Below are 23,694 nucleotides of genomic sequence, written 5' to 3'. Positions count from 1 at the left end.
CAGTAATGGATCGTAACTTTAGTTATGAGCCGAAAAGTAGTATGGAAGACCAATGACCAGGACCAGTTGAGCCTTCTTCCGCCCAGTTATGATGACCTGGTACCCAAGAACCATCCTGTCCGGATCGTGAATTCAATTTTGGATGGCATAGATCTGGAGATATTGGAAAGGACCTATAAGGGAGGGGGCACCTCCAGCTATCACCCGAAGGTATTGCTCAAGATATTGGTCTATGCCTATCTGCGCAACCTGTATTCCTCCCGCAAGATAGAGGAGGCCCTTGGGGAGAACCTCCATTTTATGTGGTTGGCCGGCACGGCCAGGCCCGACCACAATACCATCAGCAACTTTCGATCGGGAAGGTTAAAGGGCCACTTTAAAAAAATATTCAATCAAGTGGTGGTACTGTTGGCCGAACAGGGCCACTTGAGCTTGAAGGACATTTACCTGGATGGCACCAAGATCGAGGCCAACGCCAACAGGTATACCTTTGTGTGGGCAAAGGGCATAAAGACCTCGCGCGAGCGTATCCAAAAGCAGTTAAAGGAACTCTGGGGCTATGTGGAGAAAGTGTACCAAGATGAGGAACAGACCCCCAATATGCCCGACTTTGGGGCGATAGACCCGAAGAAGGTATCCGAGACGATAGACCAGATCAACCAAGCTTTGGAGGACAGGCCGATCGACAAAAAAGTAAGGCAAAAGCTGAACTACGCCAAAAAGAACTGGCCCAAGAACCTGGAGAGGTACGACCGTCAAGAGGGGCAAATGGGCGGCAGGAACAGTATGAGCAGGACCGATCCCGATGCCACCTTCATGCGCATGAAGGAGGACCACATGCAGAACGGACAGTTAAAACCGGGGTACAACCTACAGGCCGGCACCAACAACCAGTTCATCGTCAATTATAGCCTTGCCCAGACCACCTCGGACACCACCGCACTGATCGGCCATGTGGAGGGGTTCATCGAGGGTTACGGCCGGGCGCCCGAAAAACTTACCGCCGATGCCGGTTATGGCAGCGAGGAGAACTACGCCCATCTGGAAAGCAAGGGCATCGAGGCCTTCGTGAAGTACGGCCACTTCCACAAGGAACGACTGGACGAAAAAAGGGGGACCTCTAAAAGCCCGTTTGCGGCCGACAAACTATATTACGACAGCCAGGGGGACCGGTACTTCTGCCCCATGGGGCAGGCCATGGAGCACGTGGACAGTTACCAACGGGAAACCAAAACGGGATACCTGCAGACCATCGACCGCTACCGGGCACGGAACTGTTCGGGATGCCCCATGCGCGGGGCGTGCCATCAAGGAAAAGGCAACAGGACCGTTGAGCGCAACCACAACCTGGCAAGGCTAAGGGACACGGCCAGGGAAAGACTGCTGGGCGAAGAGGGGATCGCCCATCGCAAGCGAAGGTGCTGGGACGTCGAGGCCGTTTTCGGCAACATCAAACAGAACATGGGCTTCAAACGGTTCCTGTTAAGGGGCATCGACAAGGTCGAGACCGAAATAGGGCTCATTGCCATGGCACACAACCTTAAAAAGGCAACTTTAACGGCATAGGGGCCCTCCGGCCCGATCTTGACCGAGGGAAATAAATCGAAAAAACGCAACATTAAGGCAGCCACCCACAAATCATCCCTAAATAAAAAGACCGCCTAAATGTTTTTAGACGGCCTCTACTCATTTTTATTGAGGGTCTCTCCTCAATTGATTGACGCATGATGTCCCTTGGATCTTTTCATAGACCGGGGCTCCACCATATGTACATAACTGTGAGCCGGTGAGATTACAATCCACATCTTGGATCAGTTCACAGGGGTTTTGGAAATTCCCGGTGGGAATATACCCATTCATGGCCATCTTTTCAGCTGCATTTGGATTGTCCAAAGCAGTAAAGGCACTTGTGGCAATGGCAAATAGAACAGCCAGTGCCGGAATTACAAATTTGATTGCTTTTGTTTTCATAGTGAATAATATTAAGTTATGATCTACTCTGTTTACGGGTTTTCGATCGTTGTCCCGCTACTGGCCAGTAGTATTTTTAACGTGTGTGTTGTTTTCTTTTTTAAAATAGTGGTCGACCGTTTTGTAAACGCTCAATTGATTTCCAATAAGAGCCATTAATTGTCCATGGTAAAGAGAAAATTCTTTGACCTTTTCCTTTTTGATATGATCAAGATGGAGGCTGAACTCATAGGTTCTTTTTTTGTGGTTATATACATCGATAATAGTAGATTGTTCCAGTCCGTCCAGATTGTCGTTCTTGCCCAATCGATCAGATTCAATCAGCATAAGGTCTTCGGATAAACAGGCTGCTTTATTGACCAATAAGGAGGGAGATTTCATTTGGACCATCCCTTTTCGATTTTCCTTGGCCACCTGTATCTGGGCCGATTGCACGGTATCAATGGTCCTTTGTCGGTTAAGTTGCCCCAATTCGGAATCCATGAGCATGAATTCGTTTCTATAGTAGTATACGTAACCCGTGTGTTGGCCATCTGGGCTTTTCACCATAATCCCGTCCACATCAAAAATTCCGTCCACTTGTTGTTGGAGTATGGTAGTATCCAAGAGCACTTGGAATTCAGATGTTTTTTTGATGATACCCAAGGTCGATTTTTGTGTGGAGGCGCTCTGAGTCCTCACATAGATTTTATTACTATCCAAGGGAAGGGCTTTGGTGAAAAAGGCCTCTTCCTCCATCCATGGAAATGCTTTCCATTCCCCTATTTTACCGCGAAGGATGAAAGGCACAGTACCATCCATTATGAAGAAATAGGGAGGCTTGACCTTGACCATTAAAGATCGAAATTGAAGTTTTTTGTTTGTGGGAACCAACTTTATATGGAAGGTGTCTTTGGTGTTCAAATTGATTTCGAGTACATGCCATGGTGCCAAGTAGTTTCCCAAGTACAATATATTTTGGTCAAACCCTGCGAAGTAATAAGAATTGAATCCTAGATCAAGGTCATACTGTTTAATGACTGGATGTGGAGGATATCTACGAATAAAAGCATTGTTGCGGTGCACCTGACTCTCCGAAGACAGGAATAAGATGATGACAAGCCCCATACCAAGACTTGTGGCCCCCAAAAGTTTCATTGCCGTTTTTCCTTTTCTCATGATACACTTGGTTTTAGGGTTCGATATGCTTCCAATTGAATAATTCCAATGACGGCCAGAACAACAAAAAATAGGTTAAAGACAATGTGGTCCGTCCATCCCAAGTCCTCCAGGACACCACCACAAGAGCAGGGGATATAGTCACTGAAGTTCAGTACCAGTATGATATAGGTGGTGAACATAACCATGAGCCCGAATGCTGCGTAAAGGGCCGAAAGACGTCTTGATCTCCATAGAAGGAGGATGGCTAGGATATATTCAGTTAGCGGGACTAACCAAGCCAGCCAACCCGCATAGGCCGTCAAAATGGGGGACTGCCCCAATTGTACCTTGAACTGTTGCAAATCCCAAAGCTTGCTGGTTGCTGCATACACAAATAGTATAACAAACAAGAGGCTGATGGTCTCTACGGTAAGGTTTCTATATTTTTCGTTCCATTTCATATCATTTGTAACCATTTGATATACAATGATAAAGTTAGATAGGGAAATGGCTCTATAAGGGATTATTTAGGCTCTGAAACGGATTATTTTGAAAGCTTCCGAAGTTCGGTGGGGCTATAACCATATCGTTTCCTGAATTCCCTGGCCAAATGGTTGCCCTTTTTGAACCCTATCATTTTGGCAATGGTCGATACCTTTTTATGGGTATGTTCAATGAGCACATGGGCCTTTTGCAGTCGTTCGTTTTTTTGGTATTGGAAGGCCGTCATGCCATAGAGCTCCCTAAAGCCCTTCTTGAGTTTGAACTCATTGGTGCCACAAAAACTGGCGATCTCTTTTAAAGAAGGCAGTGGCTCTGCCAAATGGTCCTTGATGTATTTCTCGGCAACCCGTAACTTTTCAATGTCCGAAGTATGGAGAACAGTGGAATCCCTTTTCGTTTCTTGGGGCAAAGGCTTATGGGAACGTAGTTGCTTTTCAATTTTCCGTTGTAATTGTCTTTCCCTCATTTCCTTGGTCTGTATCATATCAAAGGAAGTCACGACGGTCCTTCCCTCGTCAGGGAAATGGATGATATGGCAATGTGCAGGGAAAAGCAATCCCTGTTTGGTGATAAAAACCAATGGGAAGGTAATTTCCCATGGAGAGGTAATTTCCATGGCTTTGATAATTTTGGCCCATGCTTTATGCGATTCAGGGGACAATAATGAGGCAAAAGGTACATGGTTCAGGTCGTCCTCCCCATATTGCAAGAGCGTACCCGCCATTTTATTGGTTTTCCGTACAAAACCCTTTATGTCGAGTTCGAAAAACAGTTGTACGAGGACGGTACGGGAACCACGTCGATTGACAAACCCTTGGTGCACGAATGCATCGCTGATCTCCTCTGTGGCACTATTGACCAAAAAGATCAAAGCCTCCAAAACATCTTTTTTTTCGGTTCGCTCGATCCGGTATGAGAAATTCCCGTTCGACAACTCCAACAGTTGCGCGAATAGCTTTTCAAACCTTTTCTTGTTTTCAGGTCTATCCATGTCAAGATTCTTTTGTGGCGGGGGAATCTTTGGATATGAAATCTTCCTATAGTTCAGTTGCTGTGCAAAAGGAACTCCTTTGCTTGCGACTGCTCTCCGAATACTTGGGTCGGAATGGATGACATTCGCTTCTTGAAGTATTGTGATAATGCATATTCCAAAGGGGTAGAGTACACCAAGGCAATAGCCTTGATAAGTTCGGAACCTTCCCTCACCAAATAGCACCAAGCATCTTTTTCGACACTTCTGAGGCCGTTCAAGTTGCACAATACGGGGTAGTCTTTACCCTGTTGTAATTGTAGCCGGTCGCCAACGATCCTTTGGGCAATGGAAAGGTCAAGGTCCACCTCTTTCTTCCAGGAAAAGAAAAGGATCTCATTTTCCAACCACATGGAGGCCATATCGTTTTCGACATGCTTTTTCATTTATAATCATTCTAAAGAAGGATGAAAGTAATAATTTCAATGATAACTTTTAATAGGAAAATTCTGCTTTTTTAACAGAAATGGCTCTAAAATAGAAAATGATGTATCTGTAAGGGATTATTTTAAGTTCGGCTATGTTCTGATATACAGAGCATTATACATTTTCACTAGTTTAAGCTTCGATTATACGGTACTGAAATCGAATTTTTGTCCTGGCGGGCCCTGTAAAATAGTGTTGAGAGTCCGTAATAGGGATAGCCTAAACCCATGCCGTTTTTATAAAAGGGAATGACAGAACCATATGAAATACCAAAAGTTACTTTCGGAATTTGAAGGCCAATTGGATACCTTGGAAAGCGGAAACGGAGATGTACTCTTTAAGGCCGAAAAGGGGATTGCGATTGTGGAGAAGTGTATCCGAAAGCTTCAAAAACAGATTACTGGAAAAACCTTTGCCACACAAGCCGATGAGATTTATTTTTTCAAACATGTCAAGCCCCAAATCTTTAGCAAGCTCATCTACTACGCTAGACTCTTCAGTATCGAGAGTAAGCGTCCCCGTGGCAACAATGCTGCCCAAATCAAATACCTTCAGCATCAAATTGACAAGTTACAGGCCTTCTTTAATGACAATTTGGAATTCTATAATTATTACCGACGTGGTGCCATGTCCTTGGATGAACAATACTTTGTCCGCGGAAACCGGGACCTGCGACTCCCCTTGGAATCCTTCCATTTCTTGATCGATGACCAGTTCTCCACCTGTCAAGATGGTACGGTGGCCACCATCATGGCCTATGATATGCTGATCGTGTACCTGAGAAAAGAAGTGGATGACTTGAACAATACCCTCGAACCTACAAAAAACACACCTATGGAAAAACCTTCAAAATTATTCTGGACAGGGAGCAAGACCGACCTGATCGAACTGTTATATGCGCTACATGCCAGTGAGTCTATCAATGGCGGCACTGTCGATATCAAGGAATTGGCCTCCCATTTTGAACATTTTTACAATATCGACTTGGGCAATTACTACCATACCTTCATCGAGATCAGATCACGGAAGACCAGTAAAACAAGGTTTTTGGAAAAGCTCATTGAACTGCTTAACCAGCGCATGGAATCCCTGGATGAATAGATCCCCCTTGTCGGGGTTCAGCAATGGAAGGACGAGGTTGGCTCCAAGTAGTACACCAGTTCTGGGGATTATCAGAGAGGGACACCAACACGGCTAGTTGAAACGGGAGCGAAATGCCCTAGGGGATTGCTCAGTTTTGGCCTTGAACAACTTACTGAAACTCTGTGGGTGCTCAAAGCCCAGTTCATAGGCAATTTCACTGATGGACAATGCCGTTGTCGATAGTTTTTCCTTGGCCTTCTCAATGAGCTTGTTCTGGATATGCTGTTGGGTGGTTTGTCCCGTGATATTTTTTAAAAGACCACTGAGGTATTTAGGGGATACATGCAGCCATTCCGCCACTTGCTCGACCGTGGGAATGCCTTGGACCTGGTAGGTGCCTTCAGTAAAGTGCTCGTTCAACAATTTTTCCATCCGTTCGACCATTTTGTGGTTGGTGATCCTCCGTGTGATGAACTGCCTGTTGTAATACCGTTGTGAATAGGATAGCAGCAGTTCCAATTGCGCAATAATGATGTCATGGCTAAAATTGTCCATGTTGCCATGATATTCCTGTTCCATGCCTTTAAGGATATCAATGATCGATTCTTCCTCTTTTTTAGAGAGAAAAAGTGCCTCATTTGCTGCATAGTCAAAAAATTCATAGTGCTTTAGGGTCTGGGCCAAATGGGTGTTCCATAGAAAATCGGGATGGACCATCAATAGCCAGCCCGAAGGCCTTTCGTTGTTTGTCCCACGAATTCCAAAGACCTGTCCAGGTGCCATGAAGAGCATGACCCCCTCGTTAAAATCGTATTCTTGTTGGCCATATATCAACCGGGCCCCGGGATGGCGCTTTAGGGCAATGGTGTAGAAACGCGATACAATACGATCGGGTTCGTCCGCCCTGAGGTGGATAGCATCAAAATTGATCACGCTGATCAAAGGGTGATCAGGGGCCGGTAGGCCCCTGAATTGATGATATGCCCCGATGCTGTGAAACTCATGGGGTGTCTTCTTCTCCATGCCCCAATTTAATGGTTATTTCGGTAAACCTGTACAAATTCCTGAGCGAAATCCGTAAGCTTGACCTTCCCTGGTTCAGGTTTATTTTTCTGGTAGTGTTCGGTCAAAAGGCCAGTTTGCAATGCAGCGTACATTTCCGTTAGCCCCTCGGCAATATTAGGGTTCATGCCAATGGATTTCAGATGGTCCGATACCATATCGTCCGATACGATCTGCCATGATAGATCGGGGATTCCAAGGGCTTGCCCCAATATCTGGGCAGTTTCAGCTCCGGTGAGTTCCTCGCTGACCACATAACGAACCCGTGTGTCAGCATTGATATGGGTGAGCTCCTCTGCTACAGATTGAGCAATATCCAACGGAGACACCCATGGGATTGGCTTGCTCCCGTGATTGGCAAAGATTTTCCCTTCTGATTTTATGGTTTCCATATACCCAAAGAGGTTGTAATAAAACGAAGTGGGGCGTATATGGGTGATCGCCACTTCCGTGGGTAACGTGTTCAAGGTCTGTTCCACATAATATGCTCCTTTGAGGATTCCGTTGCCCTTCTCCAAATGGCCTCCGATAGTACTGAGATTGACGACCCGTTTGATATTTGCCTTGGAAATGGCAATTGCATAGTTTTTCCCCAATCCTGCATAATAGGCAATAAGGTCCAAACCCTGGTCAAAATAATTATTGGGCGGAACCATGGTGAAAATCGCATCGGCTCCCATAAAGCTATCGGTCAAAAAACTGGAATCTTCAAGATTTCCGATTGAGGGAACCGCTCCCATTTTTTGGATGGATGCCCCTCTTGAGGGATTGCTGCTGACCACAGTGACCTCGTGTCCTTGATCGATGAGCTTCTTTGTCAATGGTTTTCCGATATGGCCCAATGATCCTGTAATGGTAATTTTCATGATTTCTGTTTAAAGGGATTCACAAGGTCAAAATTGCGCATACTTCCGTTTTTGTGTTTAACCGAATTTCAGGTTCTTGTAGCCGAATGACAGGTTTTCGGTGCCTTCTGGAAGAAAGATGATGAACACCTTGTTTTGAATGGCCATACACTGCCTATTTTTCAACTTTTCCGTGCGCTGATTTTTCCCAAGGTGGGACCCACCTTGGGAATCTTGGTTTTGAGCTAGAATCAGGCCCATTTTTTTATCCTATTGGGTAGTAGAATTGATCGCCATATATCAAATCCCTCCATTTGCCACCAAATTTTATGTTGTAAAAATCTTTCCCAAGGTGGGGCCCACCTTGGGAAGTTTTTTCAAAAAGCTTTTTCAGTTTTGTGTCCATATCAACGGACAAAAGCGGCATACCATGGTACAACCCCATGGGGCCGCCGTCCATTAAACCGATTTCATATGGGGGCAACCATCATCACCACTGAGGACCTTCAGGAGTTCAAAATCGAACTGTTGGAGGATATCCGAAAATTATTGAAAGAACGGCAGGACACGATATCCCGAAAATGGATCAAATCGGGTGAGGTCCGGGAATTGCTGGGCATAGCCCCTGGAACCCTCCAGAACCTTCGCCTCAACGGAACATTGACCTATTCCAAGATCGGCGGCCTCCTGTACTATGACCATGTGCAGATCATGGAGCTTTTGGATGAGAACACCGTCAACAGGGATTCCCGATGAGCCGACCGGAATCCATCAACTATATCAAACACCTCAATGGGGTATTGGAGCTGTTCCTAAAGGATGGCCGGTTGAATCCCACCCATATCAGTCTCTATATGGGCCTGTTCCAATTGTGGAACCACCAGTTTTTCAGGGAGGAGTTCCACATAGATCGCGGGGAAGTGATGCTCTGCTCCAAGATTGGATCTAAATCCACCTACCATCGCTGCATCAAGGAGCTCAGCCATTGGGGGTACATCCTGTACATCCCTTCCCATAATCCCTTTAAGGGGAGTCGGGTAAGGATGTTCGATTTTGGGACAAGCCCTGGACAGGACCTGTACCCGGACCGTTCCAAAAATGGGACAGCTGATGGACAAGCGGTGGTATCTAAAATAAAACATATACAAACCAGGGAAAACCATGTAAAACGGGAAAATGAAAATTTTCATGGTCATGGGTTCCAGGACAAACCTGTAGGAGCTGTCCCATACCGGGACAACTTAAGGAGCACCAAGGAGAAAGATTATAACGAACCGCTTTGAGAAACCACACGCCACATATCATTGTCGAAGGAGCTGTGCAATATCCGTTGGGCAAGCTCCAGGGAAACAAGATCCTCTATGATTTTGAAAAGATTTTGATCTATCTGGAGGCCAAGGGGAAATTGCTTTTCGGTAGGGAATTCAAGATCTATGAAGAGGATCGGGAAGTCCTCTACAAACTCAGCAACTATGCCATTCGGGATTTTGGCACTTGCCGAAAAATGGGTCTCAATCCCGATAAGGGAATTTTGCTAACAGGCCCGGTGGGTTGTGGAAAGACCAGTCTCATGAAGCTTATCCGATACATCACCCCACACTTTAGGCCCTACGAGATCATTCCTTCCCGTAACATCACCTTTGGGTTCAACCATATCGGTTTCAGCATTATCGAGGATTATGGCAATGGACGCTTCTACTGCTTCGATGACCTCGGGGTGGAACCGGAGGGACGGCATTTCGGAAAGGACTGTAATGTGATGGGGGAGATCCTGCTATCCCGCTATGACCTGTTCATGGAAACTGGCATACGCACCCATGCCACGACCAATCTGAATGCGCAGGAACTGGAAGAGCGCTACGGAAACCGGGTCAGGAGCCGGATGCGGCAACTGTTCAACCTCATTGCCTTTGATGCCCAAACCAAGGATAAACGAAAATAACACCCATTAACCTCTAAATACAACCTTATGAAAATTGCAACGTACAACATCCAAAACCTTTTCCATAGACACAAATCGTTTCGGGACCACACCCTTTCTCATAATGTCGAACAATGGGTGGCAGAACTGGATGACCTGATGGTAAGGGCCGATAAATCCCCGAATGATTTGGATAGGGTCCGTGAACTATCCTTCCTTTTGGGCTTTGACCAAGTGAACATGCACCAATATGGGACCTTGCGCTCCCGAAATGGGGAACTATATCTCAAACAGGGCGTACAGGGCAGGGAACCTAAGGCAGGGAGCAATGATCTCTGGAACGGGTGGTTGGCCTTGCAGACCATCCCCGTGCCTTTAAGGGCACAACAGCACAAGGCCAAGACCATTCTTGATGTCGGACCGGATATTCTCTTTGTCCAGGAAGTGGAGGATGGGGCTTCGGTGGTGGAGTTCCATGATAGGTTCCTTAAACCGTCCGATGCCTTGGTCGAACCCGAGATCCATGTCTTTGAGGGTAATGAGGCCAAGGGAAGAAACTTTGGAATCCTTTTGCGCAATGGGTATCGCTTGGAGGGGTTTGTCACCCACAGGTATGTGAGGGGGGCTAAAGGGCGACTGCTCTTTCCCTTGGACTGTCAGGAATACCATATCGTATCGCCATCCGGGGAGCGGTTGGTGGTCCTTTTGGTCCAATTTTCAAAGTCCGATGAACACATTAGGAAGGATCAGGCCCAAGCCATCGCCGACATCTATACAGGTTTAAAAGGGCATGGATACGAGGACATTGTGGTCAGTGGCACCTTTTATGACCCGTCCTTTGCCGATACCTTGGCCCCACTTCTCAGGGAGACGGATCTACATTCCGCATCCAGGCACCCGGAATTCATGGCCGACTATGATCTGGACGGCCATGCACATTACCACAGTATGACCGCGTACCGAAAAGGGGTCAACCTCAAACAACAGGATTATCTTTTGGTCTCCCCGTCCCTTTGGAAAAGGACCATTGGGGCAGGACTGCACCGTAAGGGCATCTGGCCCGGAAACCAAGGAAAATGGCCCATTTATCCCACCCTTGGTAAAGCGGGCCATGCCGCCAGTGAACATCCCTTGTTATGGATGGAGGTCAAACCTTAGGACCTTGGAATCGGTGATTCCAGTATGCTACTTGACACCACCTTCTTTCCCTTTCCTTTTTGTGCCGTTGCGTTGTCCTTGGACGCTCTTCATGGGGTAAGTTCCTGACTTGCCCTCGGCCCTAGTACCACTCCCTTTTTTTCGATGGCAAAATAACAACACCCATCCTTGCGGGCGGCATAAAGCCGCTTCGCTTTTTATACGCCCACTGCAAGCCTGGCTGTTGAAGGTCCAGGGCATCAAAAAAAGGGAATGCGATGGCGCTATGGGAAGTAAGTCGAAAACAGTACAACATGAAATCAAATCCACAACAAATGATCGCAACGGCACAAGGCCATCAAAAAAAGGAAAATGCTCCAGATATAATAAGTAAGTCAATTTTTAAAAATCATTGTTTAACAGGGCTGTCCCATAGGGCAGACCATAAATCCTTTCTAGTATGAGTACGATCAGAAATCAAGTAATGTTAATCGGAAATGTGGGGGATGACCCCAAAGTGACCCATCTCGAGGATGGCAAGGTCGTGGCACGTTTTCCCATGGCCACCAATGAACACTATCGCAACAAGCAAGGTGAAAAAGTGCAGTCCACCGATTGGCACTACATCAAGGCCTGGGGCAAGACCGCCGAGATCATCGAAAAGCATGTCGGCAAGGGCAAGCAGGTGGCCGTATCGGGCAAACTGAAGACCAATACCTTCACCACCGATGATGGTGATGAGCGCAGGGTAACGGACATTGTCATTGATGAGATTCTATTGTTGGGCGGTAAATCCAATAGTGATGAATAGGGATGCATCCCACAAGGAATCCGAGGCTCCCACAGCACGGGAGCTTTCGGAAACCCTTGCCCATTTTCAGGCTACGGGAACCCTCTACCAACTGCCCATTTGTGGAACGCTCTACACCGATGGCATCCGATACCTCGCCAAAACCGCCAAGGCCTATTGGTTGTTGACCGATGCGTCCGTCATGGGCAAGAGCCTGATGGACAAGAGCTACTTTATCACCGTGGACTTTAAACGCTCCACCGCAGCCGAAAAGGAAAAAATCGGGTACGATGCCACCATCACCTACAGCGATGGCAATGGGAACGCGTTGACCCAACAGCACTACCAAATCACCGATTTTCCCTTGGACGAACTTAGACTCTATTTTGTGGACAATACCCTCTTATTGCCCTCCGAATACTGAAACCAACAAGGGGTGTCCCCTTGGACAAAGACACCCCTGTTGTTATTTGCCTGTCTACCGCAGGCAGGATTATCCTCTAACCATCATAAAGAAAAAGGACATGAAAGTCAATGAAATAAAAGTGAGCTACAAACAGCGCATCCCTGCCAAAGAATGGCCCAAAATAGAACATTCACGGGAGGCTGCAACACTGCTCCACCAGACATGGGACCGCGATACCATCGCCCTCTATGAAACCTTTAAAGTGGTCATCTTGAACAATGGCAATCGGGTCAAGGCCATTATGGAACTGTCCCATGGGGGTATGACAGGCGCCATCGTCGATGTACGCTTGCTTTTCGGGATTGTGCTAAAGGTCGCTGGGACAGCCATTATCCTAGCACACAACCATCCGAGCGGTACCCTCAATCCGAGCCAAGCCGATAGACAGATCACCGAAAAGATCAGAAAGGCAGGTGCCATTTTGGACATCCGTTTGCTTGACCATATCCTATTGGTGCCCGATGGGAGCCACTACAGTTTTGCGGACGAAGGCATCCTATGAATCCATCCCAATAGCAACGCAACCCTTGAGAAATCAGGGGTTTTTTAGTGTCCCTTCCTTTGGGGATTAACGGTGTTTTTCCCTTTTTCCTGAAAAATCCCCAAAAGTGTCCCAGCCCAAATCTTAAAAAATAGATTTCCAGATTGACCCGCCCGACACGGGTATAATTTCGATAAGGAAACGGAACGACCCCAGGCGCATCGGACCAAATTTTTGGCCCAGCGCACAAATCGGAAGAGCAAGACGACAACGCGCTTTCGCGACGTTGTGGGGCCAGAGGCCCTTTGGTATTCCTTGTTTTTTCTGGGCTTTAGCCGAACCAGGTGCAGTTCCTTTCCAACACAAAAAGTCGAATCCCTGGGACAGTGGCCTCCCAAAAACCCCATAAACAGGGAAAATCACTGTCCCATTTAACACCAAAAACCGCTATGACCGTCATTTTTGCACGTATTCAATTCAGGGTGGAAACCATCAACCGGTTCCGGAAATTCTCCAAGGAACTGGACCACACCCACACCGAGACCCTGGAGGCCATGATGGACTTCTTTGTGCAGTACAAGATCAATCCCTTTGGGGATTTGGGTAAGGATCTACAGGGCTTGGAGGTGAATCTCAACAAACGCATCAATGCCCTGATTGCCATTGTCAAGAACATCGAAAAGCACCAGACCGGTCCCACCACCGCCATGATGCAGCTCCTCTTTGAGCAGGCTCCCAGACCGACACCGCGACATCCTGCCCATGGGGAGTCACAGACCCGGAGGAACGACAACTTCTTTGCCACCGCCCAACGCGGTATTGAACTGGAACGGGAGAACACCCAGCTCCAACAGGAACTGGAGCGCATTAAAAATGATATGGAACTGCTCCTGAACAATGTCAAGGTCTCCACCCGTGGCCTTGGGAAGTCCAAGATCATTTTGGAGCTGTCCAAGGAAGAATTGGAACGCCTACAGAAAACCTATACAACCCAATAGCCATGTACATCACCATCACACGACAGCATCTTGGCAACCATTTTTCCCAAAGCGCAGGAGACTATGTGTCCTATCTCGAAAAGGAGAACGAGGACAGGTCACCGGAGGACCGGGAACAGTTCTTTGATCAGAACAACGACCAAGTTTCCCCGGAGCGGGTAGTCGAGGAAATCGATAAGAATACGGCCAAGCTCAAAAAAAGGGAACCTAAGTTTTATGCCCTGACCATCAACCCGAGCCAACGGGAGCTACGCCATATCGGGAACGACCCCGATAAGCTCCGAGAGTATGTCCGCGAGGTAATGAAGGATTATGCGGCGGCCTTTCATCGGGACCGGCAGGTGACCGTGGACGATATCAAGTATTTTGCCAAGATTGAGCACGAGCGCCGCTTCAAGGGCTTTGACCGACAGGTCAAGGAAAACCAACCCTACAGGGCCCGGATTGCCAAACTGGAGAACGACCTTCGGAAACTGAAGCGGGGAGAGATCATCGGCAATGCCAAGGCCATCCAAAACGAGATCAAACAGCTCATCTGGGATGCTCCCCATAAGATTAATGGAGTACCCATCAAACAGGGGATGCAGAAACCGGGACTCCAGACCCACATCCATATCATCGTCAGCCGCAAGGATGCCGAAAACAAACTGAGCCTGTCCCCTGGGAGCCGGTATATCGAATCCGAGGCTTCCCTCAATGGTCAGCTTGTCAAAAGGGGGTTCAACCGGAACCAGTTCTATGACCAAGCGGAAAAACGCTTTGATGCCCTATTTAAATACAACCGCAATTATGTGGAGACCTACCAGGCCCGAAAGGAGTTCAATACCAATCCCTATGGCTATTTTGCCAAACTGATGGGGCTGCCGACCAGTGAGCGGAGTGCTGCCTTTAAGATACTGGGCAAGGCAGGGGTTCATATTCCCAAATTGGGCATTCCCAAGTCCAAGGTGAAGCTGGCCCTAAAGACCATCAAGGAATTCAAAAAGGCCATACGGGTGGCCCGCACCGCCAGCAATATCGAAATCTGATGGAACCCTTAGCTGAAATGGTACTGTTTTATGTGGCGGCCATCGGGACCACCCTAGTGGTGTACCGGTATAGTCGATATGCCTTTGGACTGCTCATGGGTTTATGGATCTATATTGGACTGATAGTGTATATAGGTTTTGGTTGGGATACCCTCCTTCAAGTCATGCTCTATTATATCCTGCCCTTAACGGTCATCGATTTATTGGTTTACCTGGTTTGGGACGGGTTCCAATCCAATTCCATCCCCAAGCAATATAAGGTCCGGTTGGGCAGCTTTACCATTCAAAACCTCCAACGGGGCGTGTCCATTATTGGTTCCTCGGGCAGTGGGAAGACCGAATCTGTGGTATACGGCTTGCTGAAACACCTGAACAAATACCAGTTCCCAGGGGTCATCCATGACTACAAGCATTTTGAGATCACCGAAATGGCCTATCCCATGTTCAAGGACAGTAACATTCCCTTCCATGTGGTCTCCTTTGACGACATCCACAAAAGGGTCAATCCCATTGCGCCCCGGTACCTGCCCGATGCGGAGAGTGTCAACGAAATCTCACGGGTCCTTCTGGAAAACCTGCTCGAACAACGGGAGTCAGTGGCCCATGGCTCCTCCAAGTTCTTCAATGATGCGGTGGAAGGATTGTTGGGTGGACTTATCTGGAAACTGAAGACGGAGTTTCCAGAACAGTGTACGTTGCCACACCTGATGGCCACCTTCCAATACCTGAAGCGGGACCAATTGATGGCTTTTTTGGAATCGGATTTTACTTCCAAGGCCATGGCCGATGCCTTCCTATCTGGAATTGACTCCGAACGGCAAACGGCAGGGGTGATGAGCACTCTGGCCAATGCCCTGAAAAAGATCAGTACCGAACGCATTTTCATGGCCCTGTCTGCCGATGAGGTGCCCTTGGACATCAACAATCCCAAGAATCCCGCAGTGATTGCCATCGTGAACAATCCCAAATATGAGACGGCCTACTCCCCGGTGATCGCGACCATCCTGCACACCATCACCAAACAGATGAGCGTGCGGGGTCGAATGCCCTCTTTTTTGTTGATGGAAGAAGCCCCGACCATCCGGTTGCTCAACATGCATCGCATCCCGGCAACTTTGCGGAGCTATGATATCACCACCATTTACATTCTCCAGGACAAGATACAGAACGATATGATGTATGGGGAAAAGGGGAGCAGGGCTATCCTAAGCAACCTGTCCTACCAGTTCTTCGGAAAGGCCAACGATCCAGAGACCGCTAAATACTATGAGCGTTTTTTTGAGATTGTCAAACGCCCCACCCGGAGCGTAAGCAAGAGCAGTAACTGGAAGTTTGATACCCGCGTGACGAAAGGGGAGAAGGAGGTGAGCAAACTCAGAGCAGACCTTTTTTTTCGGCTAAAGCAAGGGGAGTTTATTGCCTTCGGGGATGGCTTGGATAAAAAGATTCGATTTCCAAGACCTGAAATTATTAGGGAATTGCCCAACCGCCTTTACCAGTATGACGATCCAGCAATCCAAGCCAATTACAAAACCATCCATTTGAAGGTGCGGGAACTTTTTGAGACCCGGAAATGGTAGAACTCATGCCAATTTTTAGTGTTCAGCTTATTAAAGTTAGCTATCTTGAAAACCCATGAGGTATGCCATAAATGATAAAAATGAAAAGATAGAGGTCAGTTTTTCCGGGGAAGTGGCAGTATGCGAAATCTGTAAGGTCAACGTCAAAGGCCGAAAAGGGGAACAACGGATTAAGCACTGGTACCATCATGAAGCAAAGAGGATTGATTGTGATGATTGGCATGAACCCATTTCGGAATGGCATTTGACTTGGCAAAATCTATTTCCCGCGAAGAATAGGGAGGTTACTATTATGAAAGATGGGATATCGCATAGAGCCGATATTTTGTTGGACAATGGGCTGGTCATTGAAGTCCAAAATTCACCGTTGAAGCTTATGGAGGTGAGAAAAAGAGAACGGTTCTACGGTAGGAACAATCTGATCTGGATTTTGAATGGGGATACCTTGGCCAAGAATTCCATGCTCAAAAAAGATGTTTTAGTATTTCGGTTCATGCTGTCTATTTCCATCCCAAAATCCTTAGGCCCTGTTCGGGAATATGATTTTAAGGAACTTTTGGAAGAGATAGAAAACGACTACGAAATTGAACGCCTAAAATCCGGAGAAACCCTTTTCGAGCTCATAAATGAAAACACCTTGACCTTCAAGTTTACCGATGATCAAATCAAGAACTTTTCTTTGATACAAGCCCAATACAAGTACTATATAGCTTGTGCCTATGAAAAACTGTATGGTCAACAAATGCTTGAAAGATTTCGTAAACAGATTGTCATCGAGTATGGTTCCATGCGTGAAACGGTTATTGAATTGAACTTGGTCAAAAAATATTGGAAGAAGTTTATAGATGAAATGGAATTCCCGGTGTTTATAGATCACCTAGAGGGAGTAGAGGAAAGCGAATTGTATTATTATTCTGAAAATAAAACCATAAGCAAGGAAAAATTTATGGACCATTATTTAAAATACACTTAAATTGAGCTAGGAGATGCTGAACTGACCAGATATGGTGCTCCCTACAATTCATCAACAGGAACCAACATTTATATGTTTCGATTTAGGACCATAGAAAGTTTACTGGACAAGTATAATGAACTGGAAAACCAGGAAATATATTTTGCTTCACCAGAAGAATTGAACGATCCAATGGAAGGTTTGCGGGATGTTTTCTGGAATGGGGACGAGATTGTTTGGAAAAATTTGATCATTAACTATCTAAAAAGTTTGGAAAGGATATTTGCCCTGACCATACTATTGAACGATAGCAAAAGTATCACTGACGATGATCTGGTTGTTTCGCACGGATTATTACGCTACGCCTCCCCGCAAAGGGAATTTTTGGTAAAGGAAATTATCGATCAAACCTTTAAGACCAAATTTATCCGGGAATTGCCTATTAGATTGTCCAAAAGACAAACACCGATTCGACGCTCCGAACTTTTGTCCTACCTGCAAACCATCCATCCCTTTTTCCTGAACAGCATCTCAGAAATCTATTATAAACACAAGTTGACCTACAAATTGCAATTCCATCAAGACCTTGGTCAATTTGAAAGGGTCATCGAGAAATCGGGTTTTTTACACGAATTGTTCAATAAGTTGGAAGAAGAGAATAAAGAGGGCCAAAGAGATGTTTTTTTCAACACCATTGGGCTCTTTATCCATTCCAATAAACTACATACCGAGTTCAGACACTGGGAAGGGGAAAGTAAATCAAATGCTCTTTATTTGGCTTTGGAATTTCCAAACAGGTTTGTCACGAAACTGGAAAACGGGATTTATCCGGATTGGTATTCTGCCTCCTTCCTTGAAAGCAATGAAAATTCTGCTGTTTGGGGGCATTATGGGGATAATCATAGAGGGGTTTGCCTAAAATTCAAGACCTTATTGAACGACGGTCATTTGATATTGAATTTAAAAACGGAACCTGGATATAGTTCAGGACCTATTGTTGGGATGAGACCCCATAGCTTTCGAAAAATAGAGTACCATAACAAGCACGTTGAAATCGATTTTTTCAGATCCATGGGAAGGTTGAGCAAAATTGAACTGGATAAATTATGGTATTCAGATTCCAAGGGAAACCGAAGTGCCTGTGCTTCTCATTTTGATTCGCCAGAAAAAGAAAAGGAATGGCGGGAGAATTACTGGAAAAATTTCAACGACAGTCTAAAAATCAAACTAAAGGAATGGTCCTATGAAAATGAATATCGATTGGTGGTCCACGGGGATTTTATTGATTATTCCACTAAGGACAGCAGAAAATTAAGGTATGATTTCAATGATTTGGAGTCCATAACTTTTGGCATTAAAACACCAAATTCCGCCAAACTGCAAATCATCAAGATCATAGATGCAAAATGCAAAAAGAATGCTAGGGAAGGGTTTGATTTTTACCAAGCATACTATTCAAAGGATAATGGTCGGGTTGAAAGTTTTAAGATGACTTTTTGATCAAAATTGTATAAGTATTGGATTCCATCAAATGAGATTAAATTCTCCACTTTTTACCTTTTGAGTGACCGTAATAATTGAAATTTCGTTTGACAATTTTGGAAACATACCTAATTTGGAACTTTCCAATCAATTTTTGAATAGGTTTAATCTGTTGGGCATCAGAAGAAAAAACTTTATTTTATCCTAACAAAAAATCACCCTATAAAATGAATGCTGTAATAGGAAGTATCGTAGAGAATTTACGCACCATAAAAATTGTCTATGAACCGACCCTTGAAATATTCAAAGGAGATAGAACAAATACTGGAGATGCAAAGGAATATACGGTCAATGATTTTGTTCAAAGCTATCTGACTAATGATTACAAAGTCAAAAAAGGTAAAATTTATTCCTTGGAAAGTGAAAGTGCCAATATAGATTGTGTCGTATTAGCACCAAACCATCCTAGTTTAATGACCCCTATTAGAGAAATTATCTTGGCAGAAGGTGTCTTTTGCGCTATTGAGGTCAAACCGGATATTTCATCACTGGCCAAGAAGTCGGAATTTTCCAGAGGGTTGAATCAAATCAAAACTGTAAAGAACCTGAAACGAAAAATTTCCAAAATTGAAACCAAAATCGGTAAGACAAATCCAAAACCTGACTATTTCAACAAAATTCCGGCGGCAATATTTTCCCAGAAATCTGCAGATTTTCCTAAAATTATTGAACACCTGAGAAAAAAGGTTGAAAACAAAGAGTTAAAAATAGACGAATTACCGGACTTGATTTTTTCCATTGACAAGGGTGTTCTCTTTTATTGCCCGTTTTTTAAACATACACACTACTATAACAATTTGGACGAGGTTCAAAAACTTATGTTTGATGAGGCCGCATTCATGCATATCCATTCAGAGGATAAGCATATTCACCTAATCCTATTTTTGATTGTTGTCTTGAATTTCGAAAAACCTTTTACTCCCATGACAGATTTTTTTATTAAAAAATATCTGAATATGACCGATATCAAAATTAGGTTTGAATTTACCCCTCTGAACCTTGATAAACTCAATGTAGACTTAAATCCTGGACTGGAAGAAGCTATTTTAAAACAATTGAACCATGGAAAGAAGAATCCCTAATAACTCAGTCCAAAATCCCTCTCGATGATAGGGCGCTTTAAATTAGATTTTGACGGGTCCGTCATGAATTATTTCGTAAATTTTGTTCCATACCAATATCCGGCATAACTGTGGAAAATTCAGGAGAACCTTTGTATATCTATTTGGATACCAACATTTTTGATCGAATTGAAAAAAAGGAGAAGCTTTCCGTAGAAGATTGTGCACTCTATTCCAAATGGGAAAAACTCATTCTTGACAATACCATAACGGTTCCCTATTCCAATGCCCATTTGAATGATTTGTTTCGGGGCTTTCAGAAAGATCCAAATTATATCAGCGGCCATTTGTACAATATTGAAAGATTGACCAAAAACTTATGTATTTGCCAATATTGGGGAAATAAGCATGCTGTTTGGCATTATCGTCCCATCCATGACTTCTTTGATGAAAAATGCAAGGAGTGGGAATTTGAACCGAGTTCCATTGAGGAACTTTTCGATTCCGATATGGACATGCCTAATCCACTACAACTTCTAAGAATGATACCTCTACCCAACGAGTGGAAATTGGCATATAAACATGATCCCATGTTTGACATAATGTACCCCAAATCAAAAATGGAAAACACGTTGGGGGCTTTAGTGGAGGACATTCTTAATTTTCAAAGTAGATTGAGGTCAGACTACAGCCTATACAGGTCCTTAAGGGCCAACATAATCAAGGGTATGAACAAACTAAAGAAAAACAGGGAGGTCTTGAAAGTAATCAAGGAAAATTTTCAAGATTTGCCAAAACACTTGGACATTTTCGAACTTTCCGAGATATATGGCCCAAAAAGCAAAACCAGTGAGAATGAAGACTATTCAAAGGTCGTTGAGACATTCTATAAATACGACCTAAAAGGGTATAAATCTGACAGTAATTTTAGTAGTATGTTCGATGATTCTCTCCACACATTTTATGGAGCACATTGTGATTATTTTGTAACGAATGATGATCGGTGCAAATACAAGGCTGAACAGACCTACAAACGACTCAAAAAAACTACCGTTGTAATAACCGCCAAAGAAATTGAAAGGATACATCCCCTCTGAAATATTAAACTAGGTCATAGGGAAAAGCTTCCCCCAAATTGGTTATCTTAGTTGAAAAGACTTGAAAAAGTATATCTTACTTCCTTTGAACCATCCGGTTGTTTAATAAAACGAGACCAATGGACAAACCTTTCGAATATAAGGGAAAATGGTTCCTGCCTCACCAAGACGAGGAGGAAGCCGTAGCCGGAATTCTAAAATATCGACCGAACAAGGGACTTACCCTAGAGCTTATCGGGAAGTTTGAAGGAGAGGACGAGATTGAAATAATATATGGTGTAATCGGGTCGGGAAAGGCAGTCACACTTTACAATTCATTCATCATAAAACAGGAGTTCATGCTGTCAGAGATGGAAATGAGCACCTACCTCTCCAATGTCTGTTTCATAGGAGGTTGGTTTGACGGAAAGAGTGACCTCATGTTCAATAAGGCAAAGGTCAGTTATGCTCACCTTGATGATTGGCTGAACATTTCAAGCGGATTCAATATCAAACATGATTACACCGAGTTCAGAACACAGATAGAGTATGTTCTTCCCCAATTTAAGAAAATTCAAGTTGAGGATTCATTTAGCCTTACCATAAACCCAACTGCCAAAGGTCCGTCCAGAAGGCTCATACAAAAGGATGCATCAATTGTACAAAAGATTTATATGGTCTTTGAAACCAAGAGAAAGACCCATTATGATGAATATCTAAAACGAATATTTCATTTTCAAAATTTTCTGACCGTAGCCACACAACATCCCATATTCATAAAAGAGCTTTCGATGTTTTTTAAAGTAAAGGGAGATTCTAAGAGACATGAGGCTAAAGTTTATTTTCAGTTGACACACATCCCACAGCAAAAAGAAGAACTTTTCCCTTTCGATATGATACTGCCTTATCGTGAAATAAAAGATGACTTTGAAACAATTATCAAAAAATGGTTTGGATTCCGTGAACAATTAGAAACCAGTCTGCACCCATACACTTCCGTTTTCTATGCTCCCTTTTTATATATCTCCGATAAATTTTTAAACTTATCTCGATCGCTTGAAGCATATCACAGGGATTTCATCAATGGTTCCCATGTAAGTTTTGTAGATAGATGCAAAAAAGTCGTTAAATCCAATTCCAGGATATATAATCCTACATTAAAGATTGTCAGTATTCCAATTTTTGCAAAGAATATTAAAAACTTCAGGAATGATTTTACCCATTCCAATCCCTTGACATCCCGAGGCAAAAAATATTTGAAAACACATAAATTTTCAGAATATCTTAAAGTTATTATGGCAGTCGCATTTTTGGTGGAGATGGGTGTCGATAAAAAAATTCTTAAAAATAAAATCAATACATCAAGGCTATATGTACATATGAGGCATAAGCTTAAATAATATTGCGCTTGGCTATTAAAAAAGCAAATGTTTCCTGCGTAACTGAACATTGATTTTTACATCAAATTTCAATAATGGACGATGGTTTGAGACTTTTGCTTTTTCTTAAAAAAAGTATTTTTCATAAGTGTAGCCTTAGTTCTATTAGGTTGTAGCAATAAGAAACTGGTCGAAATCTTTCCCACCATGCCCATTGCGGACATCGAAAAGGAGCAACGGCAGATTGCCAGAAAACTGATCAAGCGTACCAAGGAGCGCATCCAAAAGCATAGGGAAAAATGCTAGGAATTCAGAGCCCTAGGGAACGGGACCTTTCTAAAGCCCCTTGCATGATTCCATCAAATTCCTTCGAAATTTGTTAATAACTAATCCGTTGCGTACAGAATCGAGTTGCCCAAGGTTTTGGGAAGGGATAACTTTAAAAATCAATTCAAAAATGAGTGCCCATGTACTTTAACAACTCCCAATGTGATGTCTATATCGGCACTGGGGCTGGGAAGAAATTAATGAAGGAGATAGCTCAGGCTCGAGAATCCATAAGAATCGTATCCCCATTCCTTTCTGCAAAATTGGTTGAGGGACTGGTTCATTTATACCATAAAGGTGTCGAAGTTGAACTTATTACCACGGAGTCGGAGCTTAAAAATAATGGATTTCACCATAAACTTATCATACAAAGGGTCCATGTAGATTGGAGAGCACATCATCAACGAAAACGCCTAAAACATATACTTTTGGGATGTGGTATATCTTTGGGCACCGGCGTTCTGGTGGCTTGGCTTTTCTTTAGCCAAGAAAAGGTTCCTGAACTACTGCATACCCTGGCCGTAATGGCATTTTTGGTAGTAGTGTTTTTGCTATTGCGCTTTGCCCTTCGAAAAAAAAAGAGTGTTTTCCTATTCGTATGAGCCCATCTTTCCATTAAAGGTCATCAAACCAAACAATTCCTTTGGGCAAAGAGCCACCTATCTGCACAGCAAGATGTATATCATAGATGAGCATATCGCTTATCTAGGGTCACTCAACTTTACTTTGGGCGGGACGGAAAACAACCATGAAACCCGGATTCGTATTTCAGATAGTGGTACGGTACAGCAAATTGTTGAAGAATTTCGATATTTGATGGATGATGATAGCTTTCCCACTATGAAATGGCAGGCATGGGGTTCCAAAGCATTTAAAGAACCAAAGAATTAATGGT

Annotated in this window: 27 protein-coding genes; 19 read left to right on the top strand and 8 right to left on the bottom strand. The window is 44.4% G+C overall.

All coding sequences use genetic code 11. The annotated features are described in order from the left end of the window. Positions 1 to 24: 24 nt before the first annotated feature. On the top strand, positions 25 to 1,566 hold the full coding sequence (locus PY092_RS12560) for an IS1182 family transposase (RefSeq protein WP_275616156.1): 1,542 nt from the start codon (positions 25 to 27) through the stop codon (positions 1,564 to 1,566). A 126-nt stretch (positions 1,567 to 1,692) separates the two neighbouring features. Here PY092_RS12560 and PY092_RS12555 read toward each other — a convergent pair whose 3' ends face one another. From PY092_RS12555 to PY092_RS12535, 5 genes are all read right to left on the bottom strand, one after another. Then, positions 1,693 to 1,971, bottom strand: coding sequence for a DUF6520 family protein (locus PY092_RS12555; protein WP_275616155.1), 279 nt, complete (start codon positions 1,969 to 1,971; stop codon positions 1,693 to 1,695). 57 nt (positions 1,972 to 2,028) lie between these two features. Beyond that, positions 2,029 to 3,129, bottom strand: coding sequence for a hypothetical protein (locus tag PY092_RS12550; RefSeq protein ID WP_275616154.1), 1,101 nt, complete (start codon positions 3,127 to 3,129; stop codon positions 2,029 to 2,031). Then, on the bottom strand, positions 3,126 to 3,572 hold the full coding sequence (locus tag PY092_RS12545) for a MauE/DoxX family redox-associated membrane protein (RefSeq protein ID WP_275616153.1): 447 nt from the start codon (positions 3,570 to 3,572) through the stop codon (positions 3,126 to 3,128). The genes PY092_RS12550 and PY092_RS12545 overlap by 4 nt, the downstream gene beginning before the upstream one ends. 83 nt (positions 3,573 to 3,655) lie before the next feature. Continuing rightward, positions 3,656 to 4,606: a helix-turn-helix domain-containing protein gene (locus PY092_RS12540; RefSeq protein WP_275616152.1), complete on the bottom strand. Its 951-nt coding sequence runs from the start codon at positions 4,604 to 4,606 to the stop codon at positions 3,656 to 3,658. Between the two features lie 53 nt (positions 4,607 to 4,659). After that, positions 4,660 to 5,031 (bottom strand): DUF7793 family protein, encoded by a 372-nt coding sequence (locus tag PY092_RS12535; RefSeq protein ID WP_275616151.1) that lies wholly within the window; start codon positions 5,029 to 5,031, stop codon positions 4,660 to 4,662. A gap of 301 nt (positions 5,032 to 5,332) precedes the next feature. Between PY092_RS12535 and PY092_RS12530 the strand changes: the two genes are divergently transcribed. Beyond that, positions 5,333 to 6,172, top strand: a complete 840-nt coding sequence (locus PY092_RS12530) for an RteC domain-containing protein (RefSeq protein WP_275616150.1) — start codon at positions 5,333 to 5,335, stop codon at positions 6,170 to 6,172. A gap of 93 nt (positions 6,173 to 6,265) precedes the next feature. On the opposite strand, the gene PY092_RS12525 is transcribed toward PY092_RS12530, so the two are convergent. Genes PY092_RS12525 through PY092_RS12515 form a run of 3 tightly spaced genes read right to left on the bottom strand, consistent with a single transcriptional unit; the run spans position 6,266 to position 8,322 of the window. Continuing rightward, on the bottom strand, positions 6,266 to 7,177 hold the full coding sequence (locus PY092_RS12525; protein WP_275616149.1) for a helix-turn-helix domain-containing protein: 912 nt from the start codon (positions 7,175 to 7,177) through the stop codon (positions 6,266 to 6,268). A gap of 8 nt (positions 7,178 to 7,185) precedes the next feature. Then, positions 7,186 to 8,082: an NmrA family NAD(P)-binding protein gene (locus PY092_RS12520; RefSeq protein ID WP_275616148.1), complete on the bottom strand. Its 897-nt coding sequence runs from the start codon at positions 8,080 to 8,082 to the stop codon at positions 7,186 to 7,188. Between the two features lie 57 nt (positions 8,083 to 8,139). Beyond that, entirely contained in the window at positions 8,140 to 8,322 is a 183-nt protein-coding gene (locus tag PY092_RS12515) for a hypothetical protein (protein WP_275616147.1), read from the bottom strand. A gap of 213 nt (positions 8,323 to 8,535) precedes the next feature. On the opposite strand from PY092_RS12515, the gene PY092_RS12510 reads away from it, so the two are divergent. The 17 genes from PY092_RS12510 to PY092_RS12430 all read left to right on the top strand — a co-directional run bounded on the left by PY092_RS12510 (position 8,536) and on the right by PY092_RS12430 (position 23,690). Beyond that, entirely contained in the window at positions 8,536 to 8,817 is a 282-nt protein-coding gene (locus PY092_RS12510) for a helix-turn-helix domain-containing protein (protein WP_275616146.1), read from the top strand. Further along, the gene (locus PY092_RS12505) at positions 8,814 to 9,344 is read left to right on the top strand and encodes a hypothetical protein (protein ID WP_275616145.1); all 531 of its coding nucleotides are present in this window, start codon (positions 8,814 to 8,816) and stop codon (positions 9,342 to 9,344) included. Before PY092_RS12510 ends, PY092_RS12505 begins: the two co-directional genes overlap by 4 nt. Then, positions 9,341 to 10,003: a P-loop NTPase and SpoVK domain-containing protein gene (locus tag PY092_RS12500; protein WP_275616144.1), complete on the top strand. Its 663-nt coding sequence runs from the start codon at positions 9,341 to 9,343 to the stop codon at positions 10,001 to 10,003. The genes PY092_RS12505 and PY092_RS12500 overlap by 4 nt, the downstream gene beginning before the upstream one ends. Before the next feature lie 27 nt (positions 10,004 to 10,030). Beyond that, positions 10,031 to 11,140 carry a hypothetical protein gene (locus tag PY092_RS12495; protein ID WP_275616143.1) on the top strand — a complete coding sequence of 370 codons (1,110 nt, stop codon included), beginning with the start codon at positions 10,031 to 10,033 and terminating at the stop codon, positions 11,138 to 11,140. A 439-nt stretch (positions 11,141 to 11,579) separates the two neighbouring features. Further along, a complete protein-coding gene (locus tag PY092_RS12490; protein ID WP_275616142.1) occupies positions 11,580 to 11,930 on the top strand; it encodes a single-stranded DNA-binding protein in 351 nt (116 codons plus the stop codon). After that, positions 11,923 to 12,333, top strand: coding sequence for a DUF6876 family protein (locus PY092_RS12485; RefSeq protein WP_275616141.1), 411 nt, complete (start codon positions 11,923 to 11,925; stop codon positions 12,331 to 12,333). The genes PY092_RS12490 and PY092_RS12485 overlap by 8 nt, the downstream gene beginning before the upstream one ends. A 100-nt stretch (positions 12,334 to 12,433) precedes the next feature. Further along, positions 12,434 to 12,877: a JAB domain-containing protein gene (locus PY092_RS12480; protein ID WP_275616140.1), complete on the top strand. Its 444-nt coding sequence runs from the start codon at positions 12,434 to 12,436 to the stop codon at positions 12,875 to 12,877. 428 nt (positions 12,878 to 13,305) lie between these two features. Beyond that, positions 13,306 to 13,854 carry a BfmA/BtgA family mobilization protein gene (locus PY092_RS12475; protein ID WP_275616139.1) on the top strand — a complete coding sequence of 183 codons (549 nt, stop codon included), beginning with the start codon at positions 13,306 to 13,308 and terminating at the stop codon, positions 13,852 to 13,854. Between the two features lie 2 nt (positions 13,855 to 13,856). Then, positions 13,857 to 14,882 carry a MobB family relaxase gene (gene mobB, locus PY092_RS12470; RefSeq protein WP_275616138.1) on the top strand — a complete coding sequence of 342 codons (1,026 nt, stop codon included), beginning with the start codon at positions 13,857 to 13,859 and terminating at the stop codon, positions 14,880 to 14,882. Further along, positions 14,882 to 16,462, top strand: a complete 1,581-nt coding sequence (locus PY092_RS12465; protein WP_275616137.1) for a type IV secretory system conjugative DNA transfer family protein — start codon at positions 14,882 to 14,884, stop codon at positions 16,460 to 16,462. The genes mobB and PY092_RS12465 overlap by 1 nt, the downstream gene beginning before the upstream one ends. Positions 16,463 to 16,517: 55 nt before the next feature. Continuing rightward, entirely contained in the window at positions 16,518 to 17,435 is a 918-nt protein-coding gene (locus PY092_RS12460; RefSeq protein WP_275616136.1) for a competence protein CoiA family protein, read from the top strand. A gap of 72 nt (positions 17,436 to 17,507) precedes the next feature. Beyond that, positions 17,508 to 18,914, top strand: a complete 1,407-nt coding sequence (locus tag PY092_RS12455) for a DUF2971 domain-containing protein (protein WP_275616135.1) — start codon at positions 17,508 to 17,510, stop codon at positions 18,912 to 18,914. 209 nt (positions 18,915 to 19,123) lie between these two features. Next, positions 19,124 to 20,038, top strand: coding sequence for a DUF6602 domain-containing protein (locus tag PY092_RS12450; protein WP_275616134.1), 915 nt, complete (start codon positions 19,124 to 19,126; stop codon positions 20,036 to 20,038). A gap of 110 nt (positions 20,039 to 20,148) precedes the next feature. Further along, a complete protein-coding gene (locus tag PY092_RS12445; protein WP_275616133.1) occupies positions 20,149 to 21,114 on the top strand; it encodes a hypothetical protein in 966 nt (321 codons plus the stop codon). Positions 21,115 to 21,233: 119 nt separating this feature from the next. After that, positions 21,234 to 22,493 carry an ApeA N-terminal domain 1-containing protein gene (locus PY092_RS12440; RefSeq protein WP_275616132.1) on the top strand — a complete coding sequence of 420 codons (1,260 nt, stop codon included), beginning with the start codon at positions 21,234 to 21,236 and terminating at the stop codon, positions 22,491 to 22,493. Positions 22,494 to 22,939: 446 nt separating this feature from the next. Then, entirely contained in the window at positions 22,940 to 23,401 is a 462-nt protein-coding gene (locus tag PY092_RS12435) for a phospholipase D-like domain-containing protein (protein WP_275616131.1), read from the top strand. Next, positions 23,382 to 23,690, top strand: coding sequence for a phospholipase D family protein (locus PY092_RS12430; RefSeq protein WP_275616130.1), 309 nt, complete (start codon positions 23,382 to 23,384; stop codon positions 23,688 to 23,690). Before PY092_RS12435 ends, PY092_RS12430 begins: the two co-directional genes overlap by 20 nt. Positions 23,691 to 23,694: the final 4 nt, after the last annotated feature.

It is taken from the genome of Flagellimonas yonaguniensis, assembly GCF_029193885.1.
Lineage (GTDB): Bacteria > Bacteroidota > Bacteroidia > Flavobacteriales > Flavobacteriaceae > Flagellimonas > Flagellimonas yonaguniensis.
This window is presented reverse-complemented; position numbering and strand designations above follow the sequence as displayed.

Coding starts and splice junctions, on each gene's coding strand:
- mobB (WP_275616138.1), top strand. CDS start 13,857: ATGTACATCACCATCACACGACAGCATCTTGGCAACCATTTTTCCCAA.
- PY092_RS12455 (WP_275616135.1), top strand. CDS start 17,508: ATGTTTCGATTTAGGACCATAGAAAGTTTACTGGACAAGTATAATGAA.
- PY092_RS12435 (WP_275616131.1), top strand. CDS start 22,940: ATGTACTTTAACAACTCCCAATGTGATGTCTATATCGGCACTGGGGCT.
- PY092_RS12505 (WP_275616145.1), top strand. CDS start 8,814: ATGAGCCGACCGGAATCCATCAACTATATCAAACACCTCAATGGGGTA.
- PY092_RS12515 (WP_275616147.1), bottom strand. CDS start 8,322: ATGGGCCTGATTCTAGCTCAAAACCAAGATTCCCAAGGTGGGTCCCAC.
- PY092_RS12490 (WP_275616142.1), top strand. CDS start 11,580: ATGAGTACGATCAGAAATCAAGTAATGTTAATCGGAAATGTGGGGGAT.
- PY092_RS12535 (WP_275616151.1), bottom strand. CDS start 5,031: ATGAAAAAGCATGTCGAAAACGATATGGCCTCCATGTGGTTGGAAAAT.
- PY092_RS12440 (WP_275616132.1), top strand. CDS start 21,234: ATGGACAAACCTTTCGAATATAAGGGAAAATGGTTCCTGCCTCACCAA.
- PY092_RS12525 (WP_275616149.1), bottom strand. CDS start 7,177: ATGGAGAAGAAGACACCCCATGAGTTTCACAGCATCGGGGCATATCAT.
- PY092_RS12520 (WP_275616148.1), bottom strand. CDS start 8,082: ATGAAAATTACCATTACAGGATCATTGGGCCATATCGGAAAACCATTG.
- PY092_RS12560 (WP_275616156.1), top strand. CDS start 25: ATGAGCCGAAAAGTAGTATGGAAGACCAATGACCAGGACCAGTTGAGC.
- PY092_RS12555 (WP_275616155.1), bottom strand. CDS start 1,971: ATGAAAACAAAAGCAATCAAATTTGTAATTCCGGCACTGGCTGTTCTA.
- PY092_RS12545 (WP_275616153.1), bottom strand. CDS start 3,572: ATGAAATGGAACGAAAAATATAGAAACCTTACCGTAGAGACCATCAGC.
- PY092_RS12540 (WP_275616152.1), bottom strand. CDS start 4,606: ATGGATAGACCTGAAAACAAGAAAAGGTTTGAAAAGCTATTCGCGCAA.
- PY092_RS12550 (WP_275616154.1), bottom strand. CDS start 3,129: ATGAGAAAAGGAAAAACGGCAATGAAACTTTTGGGGGCCACAAGTCTT.
- PY092_RS12465 (WP_275616137.1), top strand. CDS start 14,882: ATGGAACCCTTAGCTGAAATGGTACTGTTTTATGTGGCGGCCATCGGG.
- PY092_RS12530 (WP_275616150.1), top strand. CDS start 5,333: ATGAAATACCAAAAGTTACTTTCGGAATTTGAAGGCCAATTGGATACC.
- PY092_RS12495 (WP_275616143.1), top strand. CDS start 10,031: ATGAAAATTGCAACGTACAACATCCAAAACCTTTTCCATAGACACAAA.
- PY092_RS12450 (WP_275616134.1), top strand. CDS start 19,124: ATGAATGCTGTAATAGGAAGTATCGTAGAGAATTTACGCACCATAAAA.
- PY092_RS12485 (WP_275616141.1), top strand. CDS start 11,923: ATGAATAGGGATGCATCCCACAAGGAATCCGAGGCTCCCACAGCACGG.
- PY092_RS12460 (WP_275616136.1), top strand. CDS start 16,518: ATGAGGTATGCCATAAATGATAAAAATGAAAAGATAGAGGTCAGTTTT.
- PY092_RS12510 (WP_275616146.1), top strand. CDS start 8,536: ATGGGGGCAACCATCATCACCACTGAGGACCTTCAGGAGTTCAAAATC.
- PY092_RS12475 (WP_275616139.1), top strand. CDS start 13,306: ATGACCGTCATTTTTGCACGTATTCAATTCAGGGTGGAAACCATCAAC.
- PY092_RS12480 (WP_275616140.1), top strand. CDS start 12,434: ATGAAAGTCAATGAAATAAAAGTGAGCTACAAACAGCGCATCCCTGCC.